The 15,589-nt window shown below is 62.1% G+C and carries 17 protein-coding genes; 4 read left to right on the forward strand and 13 right to left on the reverse strand.

What is annotated here, in order from left to right:
* From FHW92_RS20400 to FHW92_RS20425, 6 genes are all read right to left on the reverse strand, one after another.
* A partial coding sequence (locus FHW92_RS20400; RefSeq protein WP_172249361.1) for a transposase zinc-binding domain-containing protein occupies positions 1-287 on the reverse strand: 287 nt, incomplete at its 3' end.
* Between the two features lie 4 nt (positions 288-291).
* On the reverse strand, positions 292-1,200 hold the full coding sequence (locus tag FHW92_RS20405) for a tyrosine-type recombinase/integrase (protein ID WP_168605138.1): 909 nt from the start codon (positions 1,198-1,200) through the stop codon (positions 292-294).
* A 305-nt stretch (positions 1,201-1,505) separates the two neighbouring features.
* Positions 1,506-2,606, reverse strand: coding sequence for an NAD(P)/FAD-dependent oxidoreductase (locus tag FHW92_RS20410; RefSeq protein ID WP_168605139.1), 1,101 nt, complete (start codon positions 2,604-2,606; stop codon positions 1,506-1,508).
* Positions 2,607-2,626: 20 nt separating this feature from the next.
* Complete coding sequence (locus FHW92_RS20415) at positions 2,627-3,118, reverse strand: DUF2938 family protein (protein WP_168605140.1); 492 nt, start codon at positions 3,116-3,118, stop codon at positions 2,627-2,629.
* A complete protein-coding gene (locus tag FHW92_RS20420; RefSeq protein ID WP_168605141.1) occupies positions 3,115-3,768 on the reverse strand; it encodes a cupin domain-containing protein in 654 nt (217 codons plus the stop codon). The genes FHW92_RS20415 and FHW92_RS20420 overlap by 4 nt, the downstream gene beginning before the upstream one ends.
* A gap of 3 nt (positions 3,769-3,771) precedes the next feature.
* Entirely contained in the window at positions 3,772-4,548 is a 777-nt protein-coding gene (locus tag FHW92_RS20425) for an SDR family oxidoreductase (protein ID WP_246870321.1), read from the reverse strand.
* Positions 4,549-4,641: 93 nt separating this feature from the next.
* Between FHW92_RS20425 and FHW92_RS20430 the strand changes: the two genes are divergently transcribed.
* Positions 4,642-5,556 carry a LysR substrate-binding domain-containing protein gene (locus FHW92_RS20430; RefSeq protein ID WP_168605142.1) on the forward strand — a complete coding sequence of 305 codons (915 nt, stop codon included), beginning with the start codon at positions 4,642-4,644 and terminating at the stop codon, positions 5,554-5,556.
* Between the two features lie 276 nt (positions 5,557-5,832).
* On the opposite strand, the gene tenA is transcribed toward FHW92_RS20430, so the two are convergent.
* Positions 5,833-6,495, reverse strand: a complete 663-nt coding sequence (gene tenA, locus FHW92_RS20435; protein ID WP_168605143.1) for a thiaminase II — start codon at positions 6,493-6,495, stop codon at positions 5,833-5,835.
* Positions 6,496-6,917: 422 nt separating this feature from the next.
* Between tenA and FHW92_RS20440 the strand changes: the two genes are divergently transcribed.
* From FHW92_RS20440 to FHW92_RS20450, 3 genes are read left to right on the forward strand one after another with little or no spacing between them, the layout of a single operon-like run.
* Positions 6,918-7,367, forward strand: a complete 450-nt coding sequence (locus FHW92_RS20440; RefSeq protein ID WP_168605144.1) for a hypothetical protein — start codon at positions 6,918-6,920, stop codon at positions 7,365-7,367.
* Positions 7,364-8,122 (forward strand): histidine phosphatase family protein, encoded by a 759-nt coding sequence (locus FHW92_RS20445; protein WP_168605145.1) that lies wholly within the window; start codon positions 7,364-7,366, stop codon positions 8,120-8,122. Before FHW92_RS20440 ends, FHW92_RS20445 begins: the two co-directional genes overlap by 4 nt.
* Complete coding sequence (locus FHW92_RS20450; protein ID WP_349237725.1) at positions 8,115-9,005, forward strand: NAD(P)H-hydrate dehydratase; 891 nt, start codon at positions 8,115-8,117, stop codon at positions 9,003-9,005. The genes FHW92_RS20445 and FHW92_RS20450 overlap by 8 nt, the downstream gene beginning before the upstream one ends.
* Positions 9,006-9,217: 212 nt before the next feature.
* Here FHW92_RS20450 and FHW92_RS20455 read toward each other — a convergent pair whose 3' ends face one another.
* The 6 genes from FHW92_RS20455 to cyoA all read right to left on the reverse strand — a co-directional run bounded on the left by FHW92_RS20455 (position 9,218) and on the right by cyoA (position 15,578).
* Entirely contained in the window at positions 9,218-10,474 is a 1,257-nt protein-coding gene (locus FHW92_RS20455) for a carbohydrate porin (protein WP_282599811.1), read from the reverse strand.
* A 151-nt stretch (positions 10,475-10,625) separates the two neighbouring features.
* A complete protein-coding gene (locus FHW92_RS26265) occupies positions 10,626-11,375 on the reverse strand; it encodes a Crp/Fnr family transcriptional regulator (protein WP_168605148.1) in 750 nt (249 codons plus the stop codon).
* A gap of 147 nt (positions 11,376-11,522) precedes the next feature.
* Positions 11,523-11,870, reverse strand: a complete 348-nt coding sequence (cyoD, locus tag FHW92_RS20465) for a cytochrome o ubiquinol oxidase subunit IV (RefSeq protein ID WP_168605295.1) — start codon at positions 11,868-11,870, stop codon at positions 11,523-11,525.
* A 5-nt stretch (positions 11,871-11,875) separates the two neighbouring features.
* Positions 11,876-12,508 (reverse strand): cytochrome o ubiquinol oxidase subunit III, encoded by a 633-nt coding sequence (gene cyoC / locus FHW92_RS20470; RefSeq protein WP_168605149.1) that lies wholly within the window; start codon positions 12,506-12,508, stop codon positions 11,876-11,878.
* Entirely contained in the window at positions 12,505-14,478 is a 1,974-nt protein-coding gene (gene cyoB / locus FHW92_RS20475) for a cytochrome o ubiquinol oxidase subunit I (protein ID WP_168605296.1), read from the reverse strand. Before cyoB ends, cyoC begins: the two co-directional genes overlap by 4 nt.
* Positions 14,479-14,507: 29 nt before the next feature.
* Complete coding sequence (gene cyoA, locus FHW92_RS20480; protein ID WP_246870322.1) at positions 14,508-15,578, reverse strand: ubiquinol oxidase subunit II; 1,071 nt, start codon at positions 15,576-15,578, stop codon at positions 14,508-14,510.
* Between the last annotated feature and the right edge of the window lie 11 nt (positions 15,579-15,589).

The following is a 15,589-nucleotide window of genomic DNA, read 5'->3' on the forward strand; positions in this document are numbered from 1 at the left end:
TGGAAGTAGCCGACCGGCAACAGATCGGCCTCACGCGCGGCCAGCCAGGTGCGCGCGGCAGCGCCCTGGCACTTGGGACAGTGCCGGTTGCGGCATGAGTTGTAGGCGATCCGCCAGTGCCCGCAGTCGTCGCAGGCCTCGACGTGACCGCCCAGCGCGGCGGTGCGGCAATTCTCAATCGCCGTCATGACCTTGAACTGGCCGAGGCTCAGATGCCCGGCGTGGGCTGAGCGATACGCGGGCCCGGCGCTACGGAAGATATCGGCGACCTCGAGATGGCTGCGCACCGGCTCAGCCGGGAGGAGCCACCTGCGGCTCGAGCAGCGTCGTCAACTTGTCCAGCGGACTGATGACCGCGCGCACCGTTCGAGTTGCGACCGTGGTGTAGAAAGCGGTGGTCTCGAGGTTCGCATGCCCGAGCAGTGCCTGGATGATCCGAATATCGACGCCGTCTTCCAACAGATGCGTGGCGAAGCTGTGCCGCAGAGTGTGTGGGCCGACCCGCTTTTTGATCCCCGCGGACTCGGCAGCATCGACAACGATGCGATGGAGCTGTCGGGTACTCAGCGGCTTGAGATAGTGCATGCCCGGGAACAACCAGCCATCGGCGTGCATGACGCCCTGCTTGCGGCCGACCGTCCACCACTCACGCAAAAGGGCAAGAAGGTCAGCGGGCAGGAGCGCATTGCGATAGCGCCCGCCTTTACCGCGCTCTACCCGCAGGAGCATGCGCTTGCTGTCGACATCGCGGACCTTCAGCATCGTCACTTCGGCGGCGCGCAAGCCAGCGCCATACGCAACGGACAGTGCAGCCTTGTGCTTCAGGCAGTTGGTCGCGCCAAGGAGAAGCACGACCTCTTCGCGGCTGAGGACAATGGGCAAGGAGCGCGGATTCTTGACCGTGTAGAGCTTGCGGGACAGATCCGGGCGATCAATGGTATGAGTGAAAAAGAAACGCAGCGCAGAAACGATGCTGTTCATGGTCGGGATCCCTATGCCCGCCTCGCGCTGTTCGACCTGGAATTGCCGGAGTTCTTCTGCCGTCGCAGTATCGGGGGGACGCCCAAGATATGTGGCGAACCTCGCGACATGCCGCACGTAATCGAACTGGGTCTTCCGCGTGAACCGGCGCATGTTCATGTCTTCGATCATGCGCTGACGCAGGGAAGTGACGGGGGCATCAGACAGAACATTGGTCATGATACGACTCCTTGGTTGAAAGGAGCCACAATCGTCTGCCTACCTGGACCAGACCTCAACTTAGACCCAGACCGCCGATCACTGGCCAGGCCTCAAAACAAGCGCCACTCCCGCGTCAGCGGGTTCGTACTAGTCCCAGGCCTGGGCATTCCAGCGCACCGGATGACGGTGAAGCAACGACCGGTTTCTATGCCGCGGCTTGGGCCCCTGAACGTCAGCAATGCAGGCGCAGGGTGCTGGCGACAGCATGTTCTGCGCTTACAACATCTTGAACCGTGGCGCACGCCTGTAACGCAGGCTTTGCATTAAACTTGGCCTGTTGACAGTATGACCCGCGCCGCGCGCTCCGCCGCCATGACAGCGCCCGCGAGATAGCCGGGTTCGACAGCGCTCGTCTCGCTGCCTGCGAGGAAGAGATGTTGCGCCCACGGGCCAGCCACCCACGGTCGGTCTGACGGTGCGATATAGCCGCCCGCGAAACGGTCCGCGCTGGTGGCGGTCAGAGGATCTGCGGCCCAATCCTTGATCAATGTGGCCTGCGGGGCCTGCGCTTCCGCGCCGAAGATCCGCGCCAACTGGGCAAGGCAAGCAGCGGTCAAATCCGCTTCGCCTCGCGCGGCTCGTTGCTCTGCGGGCACCCCGATGAACCCCATCAGCGCGGCCTCGCCCGTGGCGGTGGTGGCATCGTGCATTTCCACCATCGGCCCCACCATGCTCTGCGCGGTGCCGGACAGGCCCGCCTCGCGCCAGAAGGGACGGTCGTAAAAGGCGAAGAATTTGGCGTGGGGCGCCATCCATGTCGGTGTGGCCTGCCAGCGGACTATGGTGTCGGCCCGTTGCGCGGGGAGGAATTGCACATGGGCCGCCAACAGGCGCGGCGGCAACGCCGCCACGATCCGCATTGCATGCAGAATATCTGTTCGTCCATCGGCATCCAGCGTGGTCAATACCGCGCCTTCATCGGTCAGTCGCGCCTCGATCACCCGTGTGTTGAGGCGAATGCTGTCCGGAGCCACTTGCGCGGCCAGAGCGCGGATCAGCGTGGCCGAACCGCCCACCAGACGGCGCGATTGCGGTTCCTGATTGATCGGGCGGAAGCGGTGCGAGGGTTCGCGCGCCATGCGCTCAAACACCACGTCACCGTCGCTGTGCTGAAGGAAGGAGGCAAGGCCCAGTTCCTCGACCAGTCTGCCGATGTCGGGCTGCGTGCCGGGCCAGAACCACGAAGGGCCAAGATCAAAGCCATCCTCGCTGGGCTGCCCATCGGCGTCCACCGTGACGATGCGCCCTCCGATGCGGTCGCGCGCGTCCAGAATGGCGCAGGAAACCCCTGCCTTTTGCAGCATTCCAGCCGCCCGCAGCCCTGCTACGCCCGCACCGATGATCGCGACATCTGTTTGCATCATTCTCTCATCCCCACTCGCGGTCATTGCGAAAATCCCGTAGCGGCCAGCCCCTTGGCTGTCGCATAAAGGCCAAGGCCAAAGACTGTGTGCCCGGCCAAACTCTTGAGACGGGCTATGCCGGGGCTAGGTGTTCCAGCCCCGGCGATGCCCATTCCCATGCCGGGCATCATCACGAAGAATGGCGCCGCAAGCAAAGCCCATGACAGCAGCATTGCCGCAAGGACCGATGGATGGTCAAACCATGAGCGCCCTGCCAACACCAGCAGCAGCAGGCCATAACCGGCGCCGATCACATAATGGGCGGCCCAGCCCAGAGCGGCCTCTGCCGCCACTGGTTTTGCGCCGGACAGATCGGGCTGCACAAACCGGCCTCGCGGCATATGCCCCAGCCAGCGCCCCACCATCGCCCAATCGGTTGCCTTCACGCCAAACCCGCGCGTCAGTGCAAGCGCCCACAGATCGAGCAGGGTGGTTGCTCCGACACCGGTGAGGGCCGCGATCAAGGCGCTCATGGGTTGCCTCCAAAAGACACAACATGCGGATGGATCAGGGGGCCGCGGCGGATCCAGACCTGCGCCCCTTCATCACCGACCTTGCCCGTCAACCTTTCGCCTGCGGGCAGGCGCAGCCAGCTCCAGCGGGAGAGAAGATCTTCTCCTGCAGCACAGGCGCCGGACAGAACCAACAGCTCGATGCCGTCAGGGTTGGGCAGGTCCAGCAAGGTGCCGGGTGCCCAGTTCTCGATCGAGACCCATTCGCCCGGCGCAAGATACAATTGCCGTGTGGGCGCATTCTCGCAGCAGACCCCGCTTTCGGAATCACCCTCTGCAAATTGCCATAGGCGCACGAAGATGATGCAGCCCTGTGCGCTGGCGGGCGCGTGGCTGCTGCCCGGCGGGTTGCGGACATAGCTGCCCGCCGGATAATCGCCGCGCTCGTCCTGGAACGTCCCTTCCAGCACAAGGAACTCTTCCCCGCCGGGGTGGGAATGGGCGGCAAAGTGGCTGCCCGGCGCATAGCGCACGATCGAGGTGGCGCGGGCCTTTTCACCGCCTTGGCGAAACAGCATGCGGCGTTCTACCCCCGGGGACGGACTGGGCACCCAGTCCATCTGGCCGCCATGCACGACTGTTCGCATCGAAAGGTCATCATGGATCCGCATGGGTCACAACTCCGCCCGGCCGCCATCCATCACGATTTCGGCGCCCAGCATATAGGATGATGCATCGCTGGCCAGAAACAGGACGCCCGCCGCGATTTCTTCGGCCCTGCCCATCCGGCCTAGGGGCACCTGCGCGCCAACCCTCTCGGTGTAAGCGCGAAACGCTTCCTCGCTCTGGCCGTTCTGACGGTGCAGCGGGGTTTCGATGGAACCAGGGCTGATGGCGTTCACGCGGATCCGGCGGGGCAGCAATTCGGACGCCATGGTGCGGGCAAAACTGCGCACCGCCGCCTTGGAGGCGCTGAGCAATGCCCGGCCCGGTGCGCCCACCTGATTGAGCCATGAGGTGTTGAGGATGATCGAGCCGCCTTCACGCATGAGGGGCAGCACGGCCTGCACCGTGAAGAAGGTTCCCTTCACGTTGATGTCCATGATGCGGCTGTAGGTGGCTTCGTCGCATGTTTCCAAAGGAGTTGCGATGGCGAGACCCGCATTGGCAAACAGAATGTCGAGATGGCCAAATGCCGCGCCCACCGCGTCACGCATCCGCTGCAGGTCAGCGAGATTGGATACATCCCCCTCGACGATCACGATATCGTCACCCAGTTCGGCCCGTGCCGTCTCCAGAGCATCACGACGGCGGCCCATGATCGCCACAAGCGCGCCTTCGCGTCGCAACGCGCGGGCAGCCGCCAGTCCGATGCCGCTGGATCCCCCGGTGATCAGTGCTGTCTTGTCCTTGAGCGTCATGGTCAAACCCTTGTCGTGGTGGCCCGCCATGGGGGATGGGGCGACCTTAGACGAGGCAATCGAGCGACATCGCAAAGAAAGAAAAACTTTCTCGTGAGGTCCGCAAGGTCTATGGGCCATGACATGCGCCATCTTACCCGCCTTAAATCGCTTCAGGCCGTCGAGGCCGCCGCTCGTCACGGCAGCTTTGTCGGAGCCGCCGCCGAACTGGATGTGACGCCGCCCGCCGTGGGCCAGTTGGTGCGCTCGCTGGAGGATTGGGTGGGCTATCGCCTGTTCCGCCGCTCGCGCTCGGGGGCCGAACGTCTGACCCCGGTGGACGAGGCGCGCGAGGCGCTTGAGGATATCGCCAAGGGTCTTGATCTGCTTGAAGCGGGCTTGAGCAAGTTGCGCGGTCGCCATGCGCGCTCGGTGGTGCTGGTCACGGCATCTCAGGCCTTGGTGGCCAACTGGCTGCTGCCTCGGCTGGAGGATTTTTCCGCGCTGCATCCCTCCATCGATGTTCGCCTCGATGTGTCGGATCGGGTGATCGATCTGGCCCATGGCGAGGCGGACATCGGCATTCGCTGCGGCCTTGGCGATTGGAAAGGCGTGCGCGCAACGCGGCTGATGGGCGAAGAGATCATCGCTGTCTGTCATCCGCGCCTGTTGCCCGACGATCATGCCCCCACCGCCGGCTGGATTGCCGAGCAGGTGCTGGTGCATGACGCCACGCCGCATCCGGGCGGGGATTTTCCTTCCTGGTCTGATTGGTTGGCGCGCAGCGGGGCCAATCAAACGACCGCGTCGCGTGAATTGAAGATCAATTCCACCTCTGCCGTCATTCAGGCCGCCTTGGCCGGGCGCGGAGTGGCCTTGGTGCGCAAGGCTTTGGTGAGGCAAGATCTGGAGGCAGGAAGATTGGTGCATCTGTTGCCTGGTTGTCGCTGGCCCGTGGCATGGGCCTATTTTGCGGCAGCGGCCCCCAAGGCGCTGCGGCGCAACGAAGTCAAGGCGTTTCATGACTGGCTGGTGCAGACGGCCAATTTCAGCAGCTAGCGGATGTGAATGCAGTCGGCTCTCGATGGCGGGATTGCAGCTCTTAAACGTCTGCTTTTTGGGGCGTAATCGGACGCAAGCGCCCGAAACCCTTCACGATCTCGGCCGTTCGTCCGCCGACCCTCACTGGCTGCTCGTGACAGAAGCGGCAGTTGTGGCTCGTTGTGGTGAGGAGGCCAGCGGGGATGGCTCCGCCATGGGAAGTCACGTTAGTGGCGACTGGCCCGGTAGCTTGGGCCACACATCTCAGTTGAACGGAAATCTCGAAGGGACCGCTCAGATCGGCCAGGTCTCCCGCCGGTAGGCGGAATCCCAGAACATCCATTCGTAGCGCGTGGCGGTTCGGAAGGCAGTCGCCATGGCGGCGCGGGTTGCCGGGGTGGCGTTGTCGGCGGCCTCGTCCACCAGCGCGCGAACGCGATCGGTTGCCTCGCCGAAGGAGGGTGCGGCATAGGTATCGATCCATGCTTCGTACGGATTGGGCGAGACAGCGCGCGGCTTGATGTTGCAGCCGACTTCCCAATAGACCCAGAAGCAGGGGAGGATGCCCGCGATCAGTTCCTCGTAGCTGCGCGTTGCGGCAAGGCTGGCGAGGTAGCTGGTGTAGCCAAGGCACGCGGGCGTCGCCTCGGCCTCCCGCCCCATTTCGGGGGTGACACCGAACTGTACGAAGAAGGCCTGGTGCAGCGCCTGTTCCACCTGCACCGCGACCTTGGCACCGTCCGAGAATTCGAGACGTCCTGCGGCCGTGGGCGCGCGCGCGGCCGCAATCGCCAGCACGCGGGCATATTCAGCAAGGTAGAGGCTGTCCTGCAGCATGTAGTGCCTGAAGTTCTCGGGCGGGAGCGAGCCATCGGCAAGCTCGGCAAGGAAGGGCTGGGCAAGGATTGCGCGGCGCAGCGGGGTAACGTCCTGCCAGATCGTGTTGCAGAAGCTCATGGGCTGGTTCTCTTCCCTTGGAAACGGCGTGTGGCGCCGAGGCTGACCTAGTGGCCGGTGTTGATCATTAAGCTGTCGAACGGGCCATTTGGGCCACAGGCGCATAATCGTAGGATGACCTGCTGATCAACAGCGGACCGCGTTGTATCACGTCAGCGCGTTCGAGGTTGAGGCAGATGGCGACCAGAGCTAGCCTTTCGGATCGGCTCTGTTGAACGTTTTGGTCTGATAAAAGCAGTCGTCGGGATCGGGCCGGGCATCCCGGTGGGTTCGCAGGACATAGCACTTGTCGATGCCTCCTTTCGGGCATTCGGAACCCAACTTTCATCGATCCCGTGGCAACCATCCACCGCCAGCGACGTTAAAAACAGCGAGCCGCACCGGCGCCATCGCGCAGTGGTGCCCTGCGGCGGGAGATCGCCATGGCAAAGCACGAAGATGAGATCGTCCCCGACAAAGGTGCGAAAGGAGCGTGGGGCTTGTTCCTCGGCATTGCCCAGAGCGCAGGGCGCGAGCGGCCGACTCAGGGCGCGTTGGACCCGTTGCGGCGGCAGCATAAGGTCGGCGGGTTCATGTGTGTGTTCGATGGAAGGGGCAAGCCAGCGAACCCACTCTCGCTCGAGTTCAGCGAGAGCGGGACTAATGCAACGCTGAGGGAAGTGGCGTCCGGACCCTGCACGCCAAAGCTTTTTACCGGTCACACGCTTGCTGATCTGCGCGAGTGGAAGGACCACGACTTCGAGAAGAAGGGCTGGCTTACGTATCCGCTGCGTTATGATTCGGTGGCTGACAAGTCCGTGCCGCGCGACTGGCAGGAAGCCTTTGCCGTGATCGACGCGAAGTTGAACCAGCTGGATCTCAACGCTTTATGACCCCGCGCTGGCCCGCGACATTATGGGTGGTTCGCCATGGGCAGAGCGCCGGAAACATCGCCCGCGATCTCGCCAACGAACAGGGGCTTACACGCATCGCGCTCGAACAGCGCGATGTCGATGTGCCGCTTTCGAACCTTGGGCGGGAACAGGCGACCGCCTTGGGCCGCTGGTTCGCCGGGGCGGACGCGCAGCCCGAGGTCATACTTGCCTCTCCATACGTCCGCGCTGTGCAAACCGCCGAACTGTTTCGCGCCGCAGGTGGCTGTAGCCCGGCAGAGCGCATCTGTACTGACGAACGCCTGCGCGAGAAGGAGTTTGGCATCCTCGACGGGCTCACCTCCACGGGGATCCGTGAATTGCAGCCCGACCAAGCCGCTTTCCGCCGCAATCTCGGCAAGTTCTACCACCGCCCACCTGGTGGCGAATCGTGGGTCGACGTAATCTTCCGCCTCCGCGCGCTGATGGACACCGTCTCGCTCCATTACGGGGGACGGCATGTCATGATCGTGGCGCACCAAGTGGTGGTGCTGTGCCTGCGTTACGTCATTGAGAATCTGTCGGAGGCCGAAATCCTGGCGATCGACAAGGCTGGCGATGTCGCGAATTGCGCAATAACTGAATACTACTTCGATTCTGACTATGGACATAACGGCGGGCTGGTTCTTTCGCGTTACAACGCCACCGCACCGATGGACCGCGACCATACCCCGGTCACCGCTGCACCTGACCGGATGGTCGCTGCGCGTGGCTGACGTGCCCACTCACGGCGTCCCGCTCGACAGCACTTGGCTGCGAGACCATCCGCTGCCTCATCCAAGGCAGGACACAGACAAGAACGCCCGAGGCCGTGTGCTGGTGATTGGCGGTTGCCAAAAGGTGCCCGGCGGCATCCAACTCACCGCCGAAGCCGCGCTGCGCGCGGGCGCGGGCAAAGTGCAGATCGGCACCATTGCCGGTGCAGCCCTCGCGATCGGCGTGGCGATGCCGGAAGTGGGGATTATCCCATTGGCGGAAACCGAAGGCGGCGAAATTGCCGACGCGGGACCTGCCCGGGCCGACCTGTCGCACTTCGATGTGGCGATCATCGGCCCGGCAATTGTCGATGCTCATGCCGCCGGCAGCATTGTGGACCAGTTTGTCAAGGCTGCCGGAACAAGGGCCACCCTGGTACTCGATGCAGCCGCATTGATTGCCTGCGCTGGCCGTGAACGCCTGTTGCACGCCTATCCCCGGCCGCTGATCCTCACGCCACATCTTGGCGAAATGGCAGCAATGCTTGCTTGCGAAGCCGGCCATGTGGGCGCCGACCCCGCTGGCAGCGTGCGTCGCGCCGCAGAGACTTTCGGTGCAGTGGTCGCCCTCAAAGGAGCCACCACCTTGGTGGCCGCGCCCGACGGTTCGCTGCACGTTTTCGCTGGCGGCGGGGTAGGTCTGGCCACCGGCGGCTCGGGCGATGTGCTTGCGGGGATTGTCGCGGGCCTCGCGGCACGGGGGGCTGACCCGTTGACGGCGACGCTCTGGGGCGTGTGGCTCCATGGCGAAGCCGGGCGACGCTGCGCAGAGCAGATTGGCCCACTTGGCTTCCTCGCCCGCGAACTGCTGGCGCATGTGCCCGCGCTCATGCGCGGGGTTTAGACGGCCTACGCTTGCTGACTGGCGGCACGCCTACCAACATTTCCGGTTTCAATGAAGGCTCGGAAATAAGACCCCGACTGCCTGCGCCTGATTTGATTCCTATGCTTGGGCGAGGTGGCAACAAACGGAATTGCCGAAAGTTTGAGCATCCGCCTAGGCAGCCCTTGCGATTGTGATCATTAACCTTCTTTCCTTCATACGCGGATTATACGTCAAGCAGCCGATGGGTCCTTTTTTGTATCGCCATCTTTTGTTTCAGGCGTGTCGGACGGCACCGTCGTGTCAGATGCATCCGTGGCGGGAGCAGGCTTGGGCCCGCCAACCGACAGGATCAGACGCACTCCGACCACCAACGCATCAGGCGCACCGGCGACGGCGGCGGGGTGGCGAATGTACTGAGCGTCAGGCTGGAAAGCCCAGCGCTCGCTTAATTTGACCTGATAGCTGGCTTCGAACGATGCCTCCGCCCGAGGCAGCTTATTCAGGGCGACCGCCAGCGGGCTGATCGATGCGCGGGCAAAGGCAAGGCCAAGCCGGTCTTCGTCTCGCCCCGCGAGCAAGCCCTTGCCCACAACGCCGCCGCCCCAATAGCCGTCAACATCCTGCGCATCGCCGCGGGCGCGACCGTATCGCAGCCAACCGCTCCAGTGTTTCGAGCCAGGCAAGGCGCTTTCGACCTCGGCGTAGAAGCCCTGGTCACGATGCAATCCCGCGTCATCGAGCCCCGGTCTGGCTAGGGAGTAATTCCAAAACCCTACCGCAGCGCGGCCTTCCTCCGACCAGCGGTAATCGACCTGACCTATGGTGAGAGCCCCGTCACGCGGCGCAAGGCTGGCAGCGACGAATACCCGAGGGTGGTCCATGTCACCGGGAACGCCATCCAGCACAGCGAGGCGCGCGGTCCAATGCTTGTTGGGGGTCCAACTGATCCGGGCTCCCAGCGAAGAGACCGGGTAAACGGAAGGTCCATTGAGACCACTACGTGCGATATCGGCGCCAATACCTTGCGAGGAATTGACCAACCAATTGGCCGCGACGATAGTGTCAAAATCAGCATTGGCGTCCATCAATCCCAAGCGGATCGCGACATTGCGTTCAGCTGAACCGAAACGTTTTTCAACCCACGCCTCAAAGAGGCGGGTCATCGGCACCGCATCGATGGCGTCGGCGGCCTGAATGTCTTGCGTTCGGGCCCTCAGGCTGCTTCCGGACAGGTTGAACACCTGGGCGTGGATGGCAAGGCCGGGAGCCCCGAGGCGGTCCCCAGCGATTGTTCCGGAAATCTGGAGGCGATTAAGGACCACGGGATCTGGAGAGCCTATGCTTGGAATGAGCCAGCCATCCAGATTATCTCGCAGTGTCCCTGTGAACACAGGAGGCGGATCGTCATCGGCGTTCGCCGCGCACGGTGTCAACCAGACCACCGCGGCAGGCAGCCATAAAAACCAACGGGGAGCGCGGACGACCATGACCTATAAAGAAACCATAACTGGTCTCGTTCCGCCGACAGTTCGACACTAAGCAGGAATACCCTTCCCGCAGACGGGGGGAGCCGATTATCAAGGACGGACGTCTCGTCGGTGCTGCAGGCGTGGCGGGCGGTGCTGAGGATGGTCGCTTTTACTGATCCGGCCGGTCTCCCTGCCGCATCTCGGACTTGCCGTGAAGATATCGCGGGCTGAAATCACTCAATTGCACCAGGCGCTGCCAATCGACAATCTGAACAGCGCGCCGCTTTGTGCGGATCACCCCTGCGCGCCGAAGGTCCTGCAGCGTGCGATTGACATGAACGACAGTCAATCCTGTTGCATCGGCGATCTGTTCCTGGGTCAGGGGAAATTCATAGGCATTTCCCTCCAGCAAGCCGGCGAAGCGCAACCGCACGGCAAATTCACACAAATGATGGGAAATTCGGCCCCGTGCGTCCCGACGTCCGACGTTGGTCAGCCATTCACCAACGATTGATGTGGTCACCAGAGTTTCGCGCCAGAGAGCGGTCTGAATTGCTGGTCTTTCCGTCAGGAGTCGCTGGACATCGGCCATGTTGAACAGCGCGATCCTGCCCGGAGACAGCATTTGGAGCGTATCGCAGGCTTTCCCTAGAATCGCGCTTTTAAGATCGGGAAAGTCACCGGGTATATGCACGGAAATGATTTGTCGTTTGCCATCCTGCAGTATCTGATGACTGTAGGCGAAGCCGGAGAGAAGACCTATGCAGTTTACGGTGCGAATGCCTTCGTCAATAAGGACCTGTCCTGAATCAACCTCTTTTATTCGGCATGGCATTTTTAAAAAGGCTTCCTTATCGGCCGGCTCCAGCGGCTTCAACTGGTTCAGCTTGCTGAGAATGGGAGCCAGAATCTCTCGCACTTCCTGTCCCTCCTGCAGTTACTTTCCTACGTGAGAATTGCATCGGACCTGTGTTGGGAAAGATTTCCAGATCTCTCCAGGTTCTGTTTTATTAGTATCAACGGCTCTGGAATTCCGTGCCGTCGATGCTCTTCCTGGTCGATGAACCTAATGGCCCGTAATGGCGCCGGGCATCATGTTGGTGTTGAGATGATACATGATCCAAACGGATCCGCCGATGGTCAGCACCACGATCACAGCCGTAAACAGAAAGGCCAAGAGGGTCCAACCGCCTTCGGAGCGTGTATCGACATGCAGGAAGAAAGCCACATGCACGACGATCTGGACCAGCGCCATGGCAAAGATCAACAAGGCTGTAGTGGAACGGTCGGCCTGACCGGTCATGACAAGCCAGAACGGCAGCACCGTGAGCGCTGCGGCCAGAAGCACGCCCGCCCAGTAGAAGCGATGCCTCTCGGCCCTATGAGCCTGGGAAGATCCATCCATAGCCTGCATATCTGTCACCGCACCACTCCATAGAGATAGACGAAGGTGAACACCCCGATCCAGATGATGTCGAGGAAATGCCAGAACATCGAAAGGCACATCACCCGCCGCCGCATCGCCGGGGTCAGGCCGTTTCGGGCAATTTGGGCCAGCATGACCGCAATCCAGATCATGCCCACCGTGACATGCGCGCCATGGGTGCCGACCAGCGTGAAGAAAGCCGACAGAAATGCGCTGCGCTGCGGTCCGGCTCCCTCGCTGACAAGATGGCCGAATTCATAGAGTTCGACGCCGACAAAACCGGCCCCCAGCAGGCCGGTCATGGCCAGCCACACGCGCACCGGCGCGGCTCGCCCCGCCGCCAGATGCGGCATGGCTTCGCCAAAGGTGATGGAGGAGGCCAGCAGCAGGCCCGTGTTAAGCGCGACAAGCGGCAGGTTGAAAATCTCGCGCGGCACCGGCCCCCCGGCATAACTGGTGCTGACCACGCCGAACATGGCGAAAAGCGAGGCGAAGATCAGAGCATCGCTCATCAGATAGATCCAGAAGCCCAGCAGTGTCGCGTTGCCGTCCTCGTGGTCGTGGCCATCCTCATCCACCCGATGCCACGTGATGCTGCGGCCGGGATCATCGGCGTGATCGGTCACTGGGCGCCCCCCGACAGGCGTGCTTCCTCTATGCGGGTGACGGTCTCGACCGGGATGAAGAAGTCGCGTTTCATGTTGAACGTATGGCCCACGGCCACTACCAGCAGCCCGACAAAGGCGATCAGCGCCAGCCACCACATATACCAGATCATGGCGAAACCCATGACCGCGGCGAGAACGGCAAGGATGAAGCCGGCCCCGGTGTTGCGCGGCATATGGACGGGTCGGAAACCCGACACCGGCCGCTGATAGCCGCGCGACTTCATGTCATACCACGCGTCCAGATCGTGAATGACGGGGGTGAAGGCAAAGTTGTAGGCGGGCGGCGGCGAGGTGGTGGACCATTCCAGCGTCCGTCCGTCCCATGGGTCGCCGGTCGTGTCGGCCAGTTCGCGGCGGCGCAGAAAACCCATGACGATGCTCATCACAAAGCCGAGGATGCCCACCAGAATGATAAAGGCGCCCACCAGCGCGAGCACGAAATAGGGCTGGAGGGCGACATCCTCGAAATGGCGGACCCGTCGCGTCGTGCCCATCAGTCCGGCAAAATAGATCGGCGTCCAGGCCACCCAATAGCCGATGACCCAGCCCCAGAAGGCCACCTTGCCCCACCATGGATCAAGCTTGAAACCGAACGCCTTGGGAAACCAATAGACGATCCCCGCAAACAGGCCGAACACCACCCCGCCGATGATGACATTATGGAAATGCGCCACCAGAAACAGGGAATTGTGCAGCACGAAATCGGCCGGAGGAATGGCCAGCAGCACGCCTGTCATCCCGCCCACCACAAAGGTCAGCATAAAGGCCACCACCCATTGCATCGGCAGTTCGAACCGGATGTCGCCGCGATACATGGTGAAGAGCCAGTTGAAGATCTTGGCCCCGGTGGGAATGGATATCACCATCGTGGCGATGCCGAAGAAGCTGTTGACGCTGGGTCCCGATCCCATCGTAAAGAAATGGTGCAGCCAGACCAGATAGGACAGGATCGTGATGACCACCGTGGCATAGACCATCGAGGAATAGCCGAAGAGCCGCTTGCCGGTGAAGGTCGAGGTGATTTCCGAATAGATGCCGAAAGCGGGCAGGACCAGCACATAGACCTCGGGATGCCCCCAGATCCAGACCATATTCCAATACATCATGGGCGCTCCGCCCAGATCGTTGGTGAAGAAATTGGTGCCGACATAGCGGTCGAGCAGCAGCAGGAAAAAGGCCGCCGTCAGCGCCGGAAAAATGGCGATGGCCAGCACATTCGAGCATAGCGCCGTCCAGCAGAACACCGGCATCTTCATCATCGTCATGCCCGGCGCGCGCATCTTGATAATGGTGGCCACCATATTGATCGCCGAAAGCGTCGTGCCCACGCCTGCAATCTGGAGCGACCACAGATAATAGTCGACCCCGGTGTCAGGACTGTAGGCCAGTTCGGCCAGCGGCGCGTAGGAAAGCCAGCCCGTGCGCGCAAATTCGCCCACAAACAGGGATATCATCACCAGTCCCGCCCCCGCCGCCGTCAGCCAGAAGCTGAGATTGTTGAGAAAGGGAAAGGCCACATCGCGCGCGCCGATCTGAAGCGGCATGACAAAATTGATGATGCCCACCACCAGCGGAATGGCGACGAAAAAGATCATGATCGTACCATGGGCGGTAAATATCTGGTCGTAATGATGCGCGGGCAAATAGCCCTGATTGGCGCCAAAGGCGACGGCCTGTTGCAGGCGCATCATGATCGCATCGGCAAAGCCGCGCAGCAGCATGATGATGCCCAGAATGACATACATGATCCCGATCTTCTTGTGATCGACGCTGGTGATCCATTCGCGCCACAGGTAAGTCCACAGGCGATAGCGGGTGATCAGCCCCAAAACCGCCGCACCCGCCAGCAACACGATCAGAAACGTGGCCAGCAGGATCGGTTCATGCAGGGGGAGGGCTTGCGGACTGAGCCGTCCGAAAATTGCCATGCCGGTGTCCGGCGGGATCACGGTGTTGCTCACAGCGGATGGCCTTCCTGATGGGGTGCGGCGGGCATGGAGCCGTGGCCGGGTGCCGTGCCGCCGCCAATTCCCGGATCATGCGCGCCCGACCTATGGGGATTGCCGCCACCGCGCATCATGTCGCCGCGCATGATATCGGCCATGCAGGGGCGCCCCGGTTCCACGCAGCGGTTGACCGCAAGATCGAACAGGCCGGGGGTCACGCTGCCGAAATGCATGACCGGCGCTTTCTCGCTCGGCTTTTCGATGGACAGATAAGTGGCGGGCAGGAGCGCGGCCCTGCTCTGCTTCACCTGGACCAGCCAGCGCCCGAAATCGGACGCGCTGAGCCCGCGAAGCCGGAAACGCATGTCTGAATAGCCGCGCCCCGTATAGTTGCCCGAATAACCCCAGCTTTCCCCGGCACGGTTCAACACGGCATGCATGCGCGAGTTCATTCCTGGCATCGCGTAGATCATCCCGGCCATAGTGGGGGCATAGAAAGTATTGAACTGATTGGCCGATGTGATGGAAAAGCGGACCGGGACATCCACCGGCAGAGCCAGTTCGTTGACGGTGGCCACGCCTTGTTCGGGGTAGATGAACAACCATTTCCAGTCGAGCGCGATCACCTGTACGTCCAGTACCCGTGTTGCAGGCGTAACCGGCACGCCCGGCCTGGTCCTTTCCAGCGGGCGAAAGGGGTCGAGCAGATGCGTGCTGGTCCATGTCACGGCCGAAAGCGCGATGATAATCAGCATCGGGATCGACCAGATCGCCAGTTCCAGGGTGGTGGAATGATCAAAATCGGGGTCGTAGACCTTGTCGGGATTGCCGCGGCGATATTTCCACGCAAACCACACCGTCGTCGCCATGACCGGCACGATGACCAGCAGCATAAGCCCTGTGGCGAACAGGATAAGATTGCGCTGCTGCATCGCCACATCGCCGGTCGGGTTCATCACCACCATGTCGCATCCGCCCAGCATCAGTGTCGGAACGGCGATTAACCATCGCGCATAGCCGGATCGATGCGACGGGGGGCGGGGCAAGGGCTGGTCCGACACGCGCATGGCAAGGCTGTCCAATCAGATGCTGT

This window comes from Novosphingobium sp. SG707 (genome assembly GCF_012275515.1).
Taxonomy (GTDB): domain Bacteria; phylum Pseudomonadota; class Alphaproteobacteria; order Sphingomonadales; family Sphingomonadaceae; genus Novosphingobium.

Excerpts from the sequence above, each read along its gene's own strand:
- FHW92_RS20405 (WP_168605138.1), bottom strand. The coding sequence starts at position 1,200 with ATGACCAATGTTCTGTCTGATGCCCCCGTCACTTCCCTGCGTCAGCGC.
- FHW92_RS20410 (WP_168605139.1), bottom strand. The coding sequence starts at position 2,606 with ATGATGCAAACAGATGTCGCGATCATCGGTGCGGGCGTAGCAGGGCTG.
- FHW92_RS20415 (WP_168605140.1), bottom strand. The coding sequence starts at position 3,118 with ATGAGCGCCTTGATCGCGGCCCTCACCGGTGTCGGAGCAACCACCCTG.
- FHW92_RS20420 (WP_168605141.1), bottom strand. The coding sequence starts at position 3,768 with ATGCGGATCCATGATGACCTTTCGATGCGAACAGTCGTGCATGGCGGC.
- FHW92_RS20425 (WP_246870321.1), bottom strand. The coding sequence starts at position 4,548 with ATGGCGGGCCACCACGACAAGGGTTTGACCATGACGCTCAAGGACAAG.
- FHW92_RS20430 (WP_168605142.1), top strand. The coding sequence starts at position 4,642 with ATGCGCCATCTTACCCGCCTTAAATCGCTTCAGGCCGTCGAGGCCGCC.
- tenA (WP_168605143.1), bottom strand. The coding sequence starts at position 6,495 with ATGAGCTTCTGCAACACGATCTGGCAGGACGTTACCCCGCTGCGCCGC.
- FHW92_RS20440 (WP_168605144.1), top strand. The coding sequence starts at position 6,918 with ATGGCAAAGCACGAAGATGAGATCGTCCCCGACAAAGGTGCGAAAGGA.
- FHW92_RS20445 (WP_168605145.1), top strand. The coding sequence starts at position 7,364 with ATGACCCCGCGCTGGCCCGCGACATTATGGGTGGTTCGCCATGGGCAG.
- FHW92_RS20455 (WP_282599811.1), bottom strand. The coding sequence starts at position 10,474 with ATGGTCGTCCGCGCTCCCCGTTGGTTTTTATGGCTGCCTGCCGCGGTG.
- cyoD (WP_168605295.1), bottom strand. The coding sequence starts at position 11,870 with ATGCAGGCTATGGATGGATCTTCCCAGGCTCATAGGGCCGAGAGGCAT.
- cyoB (WP_168605296.1), bottom strand. The coding sequence starts at position 14,478 with ATGGCAATTTTCGGACGGCTCAGTCCGCAAGCCCTCCCCCTGCATGAA.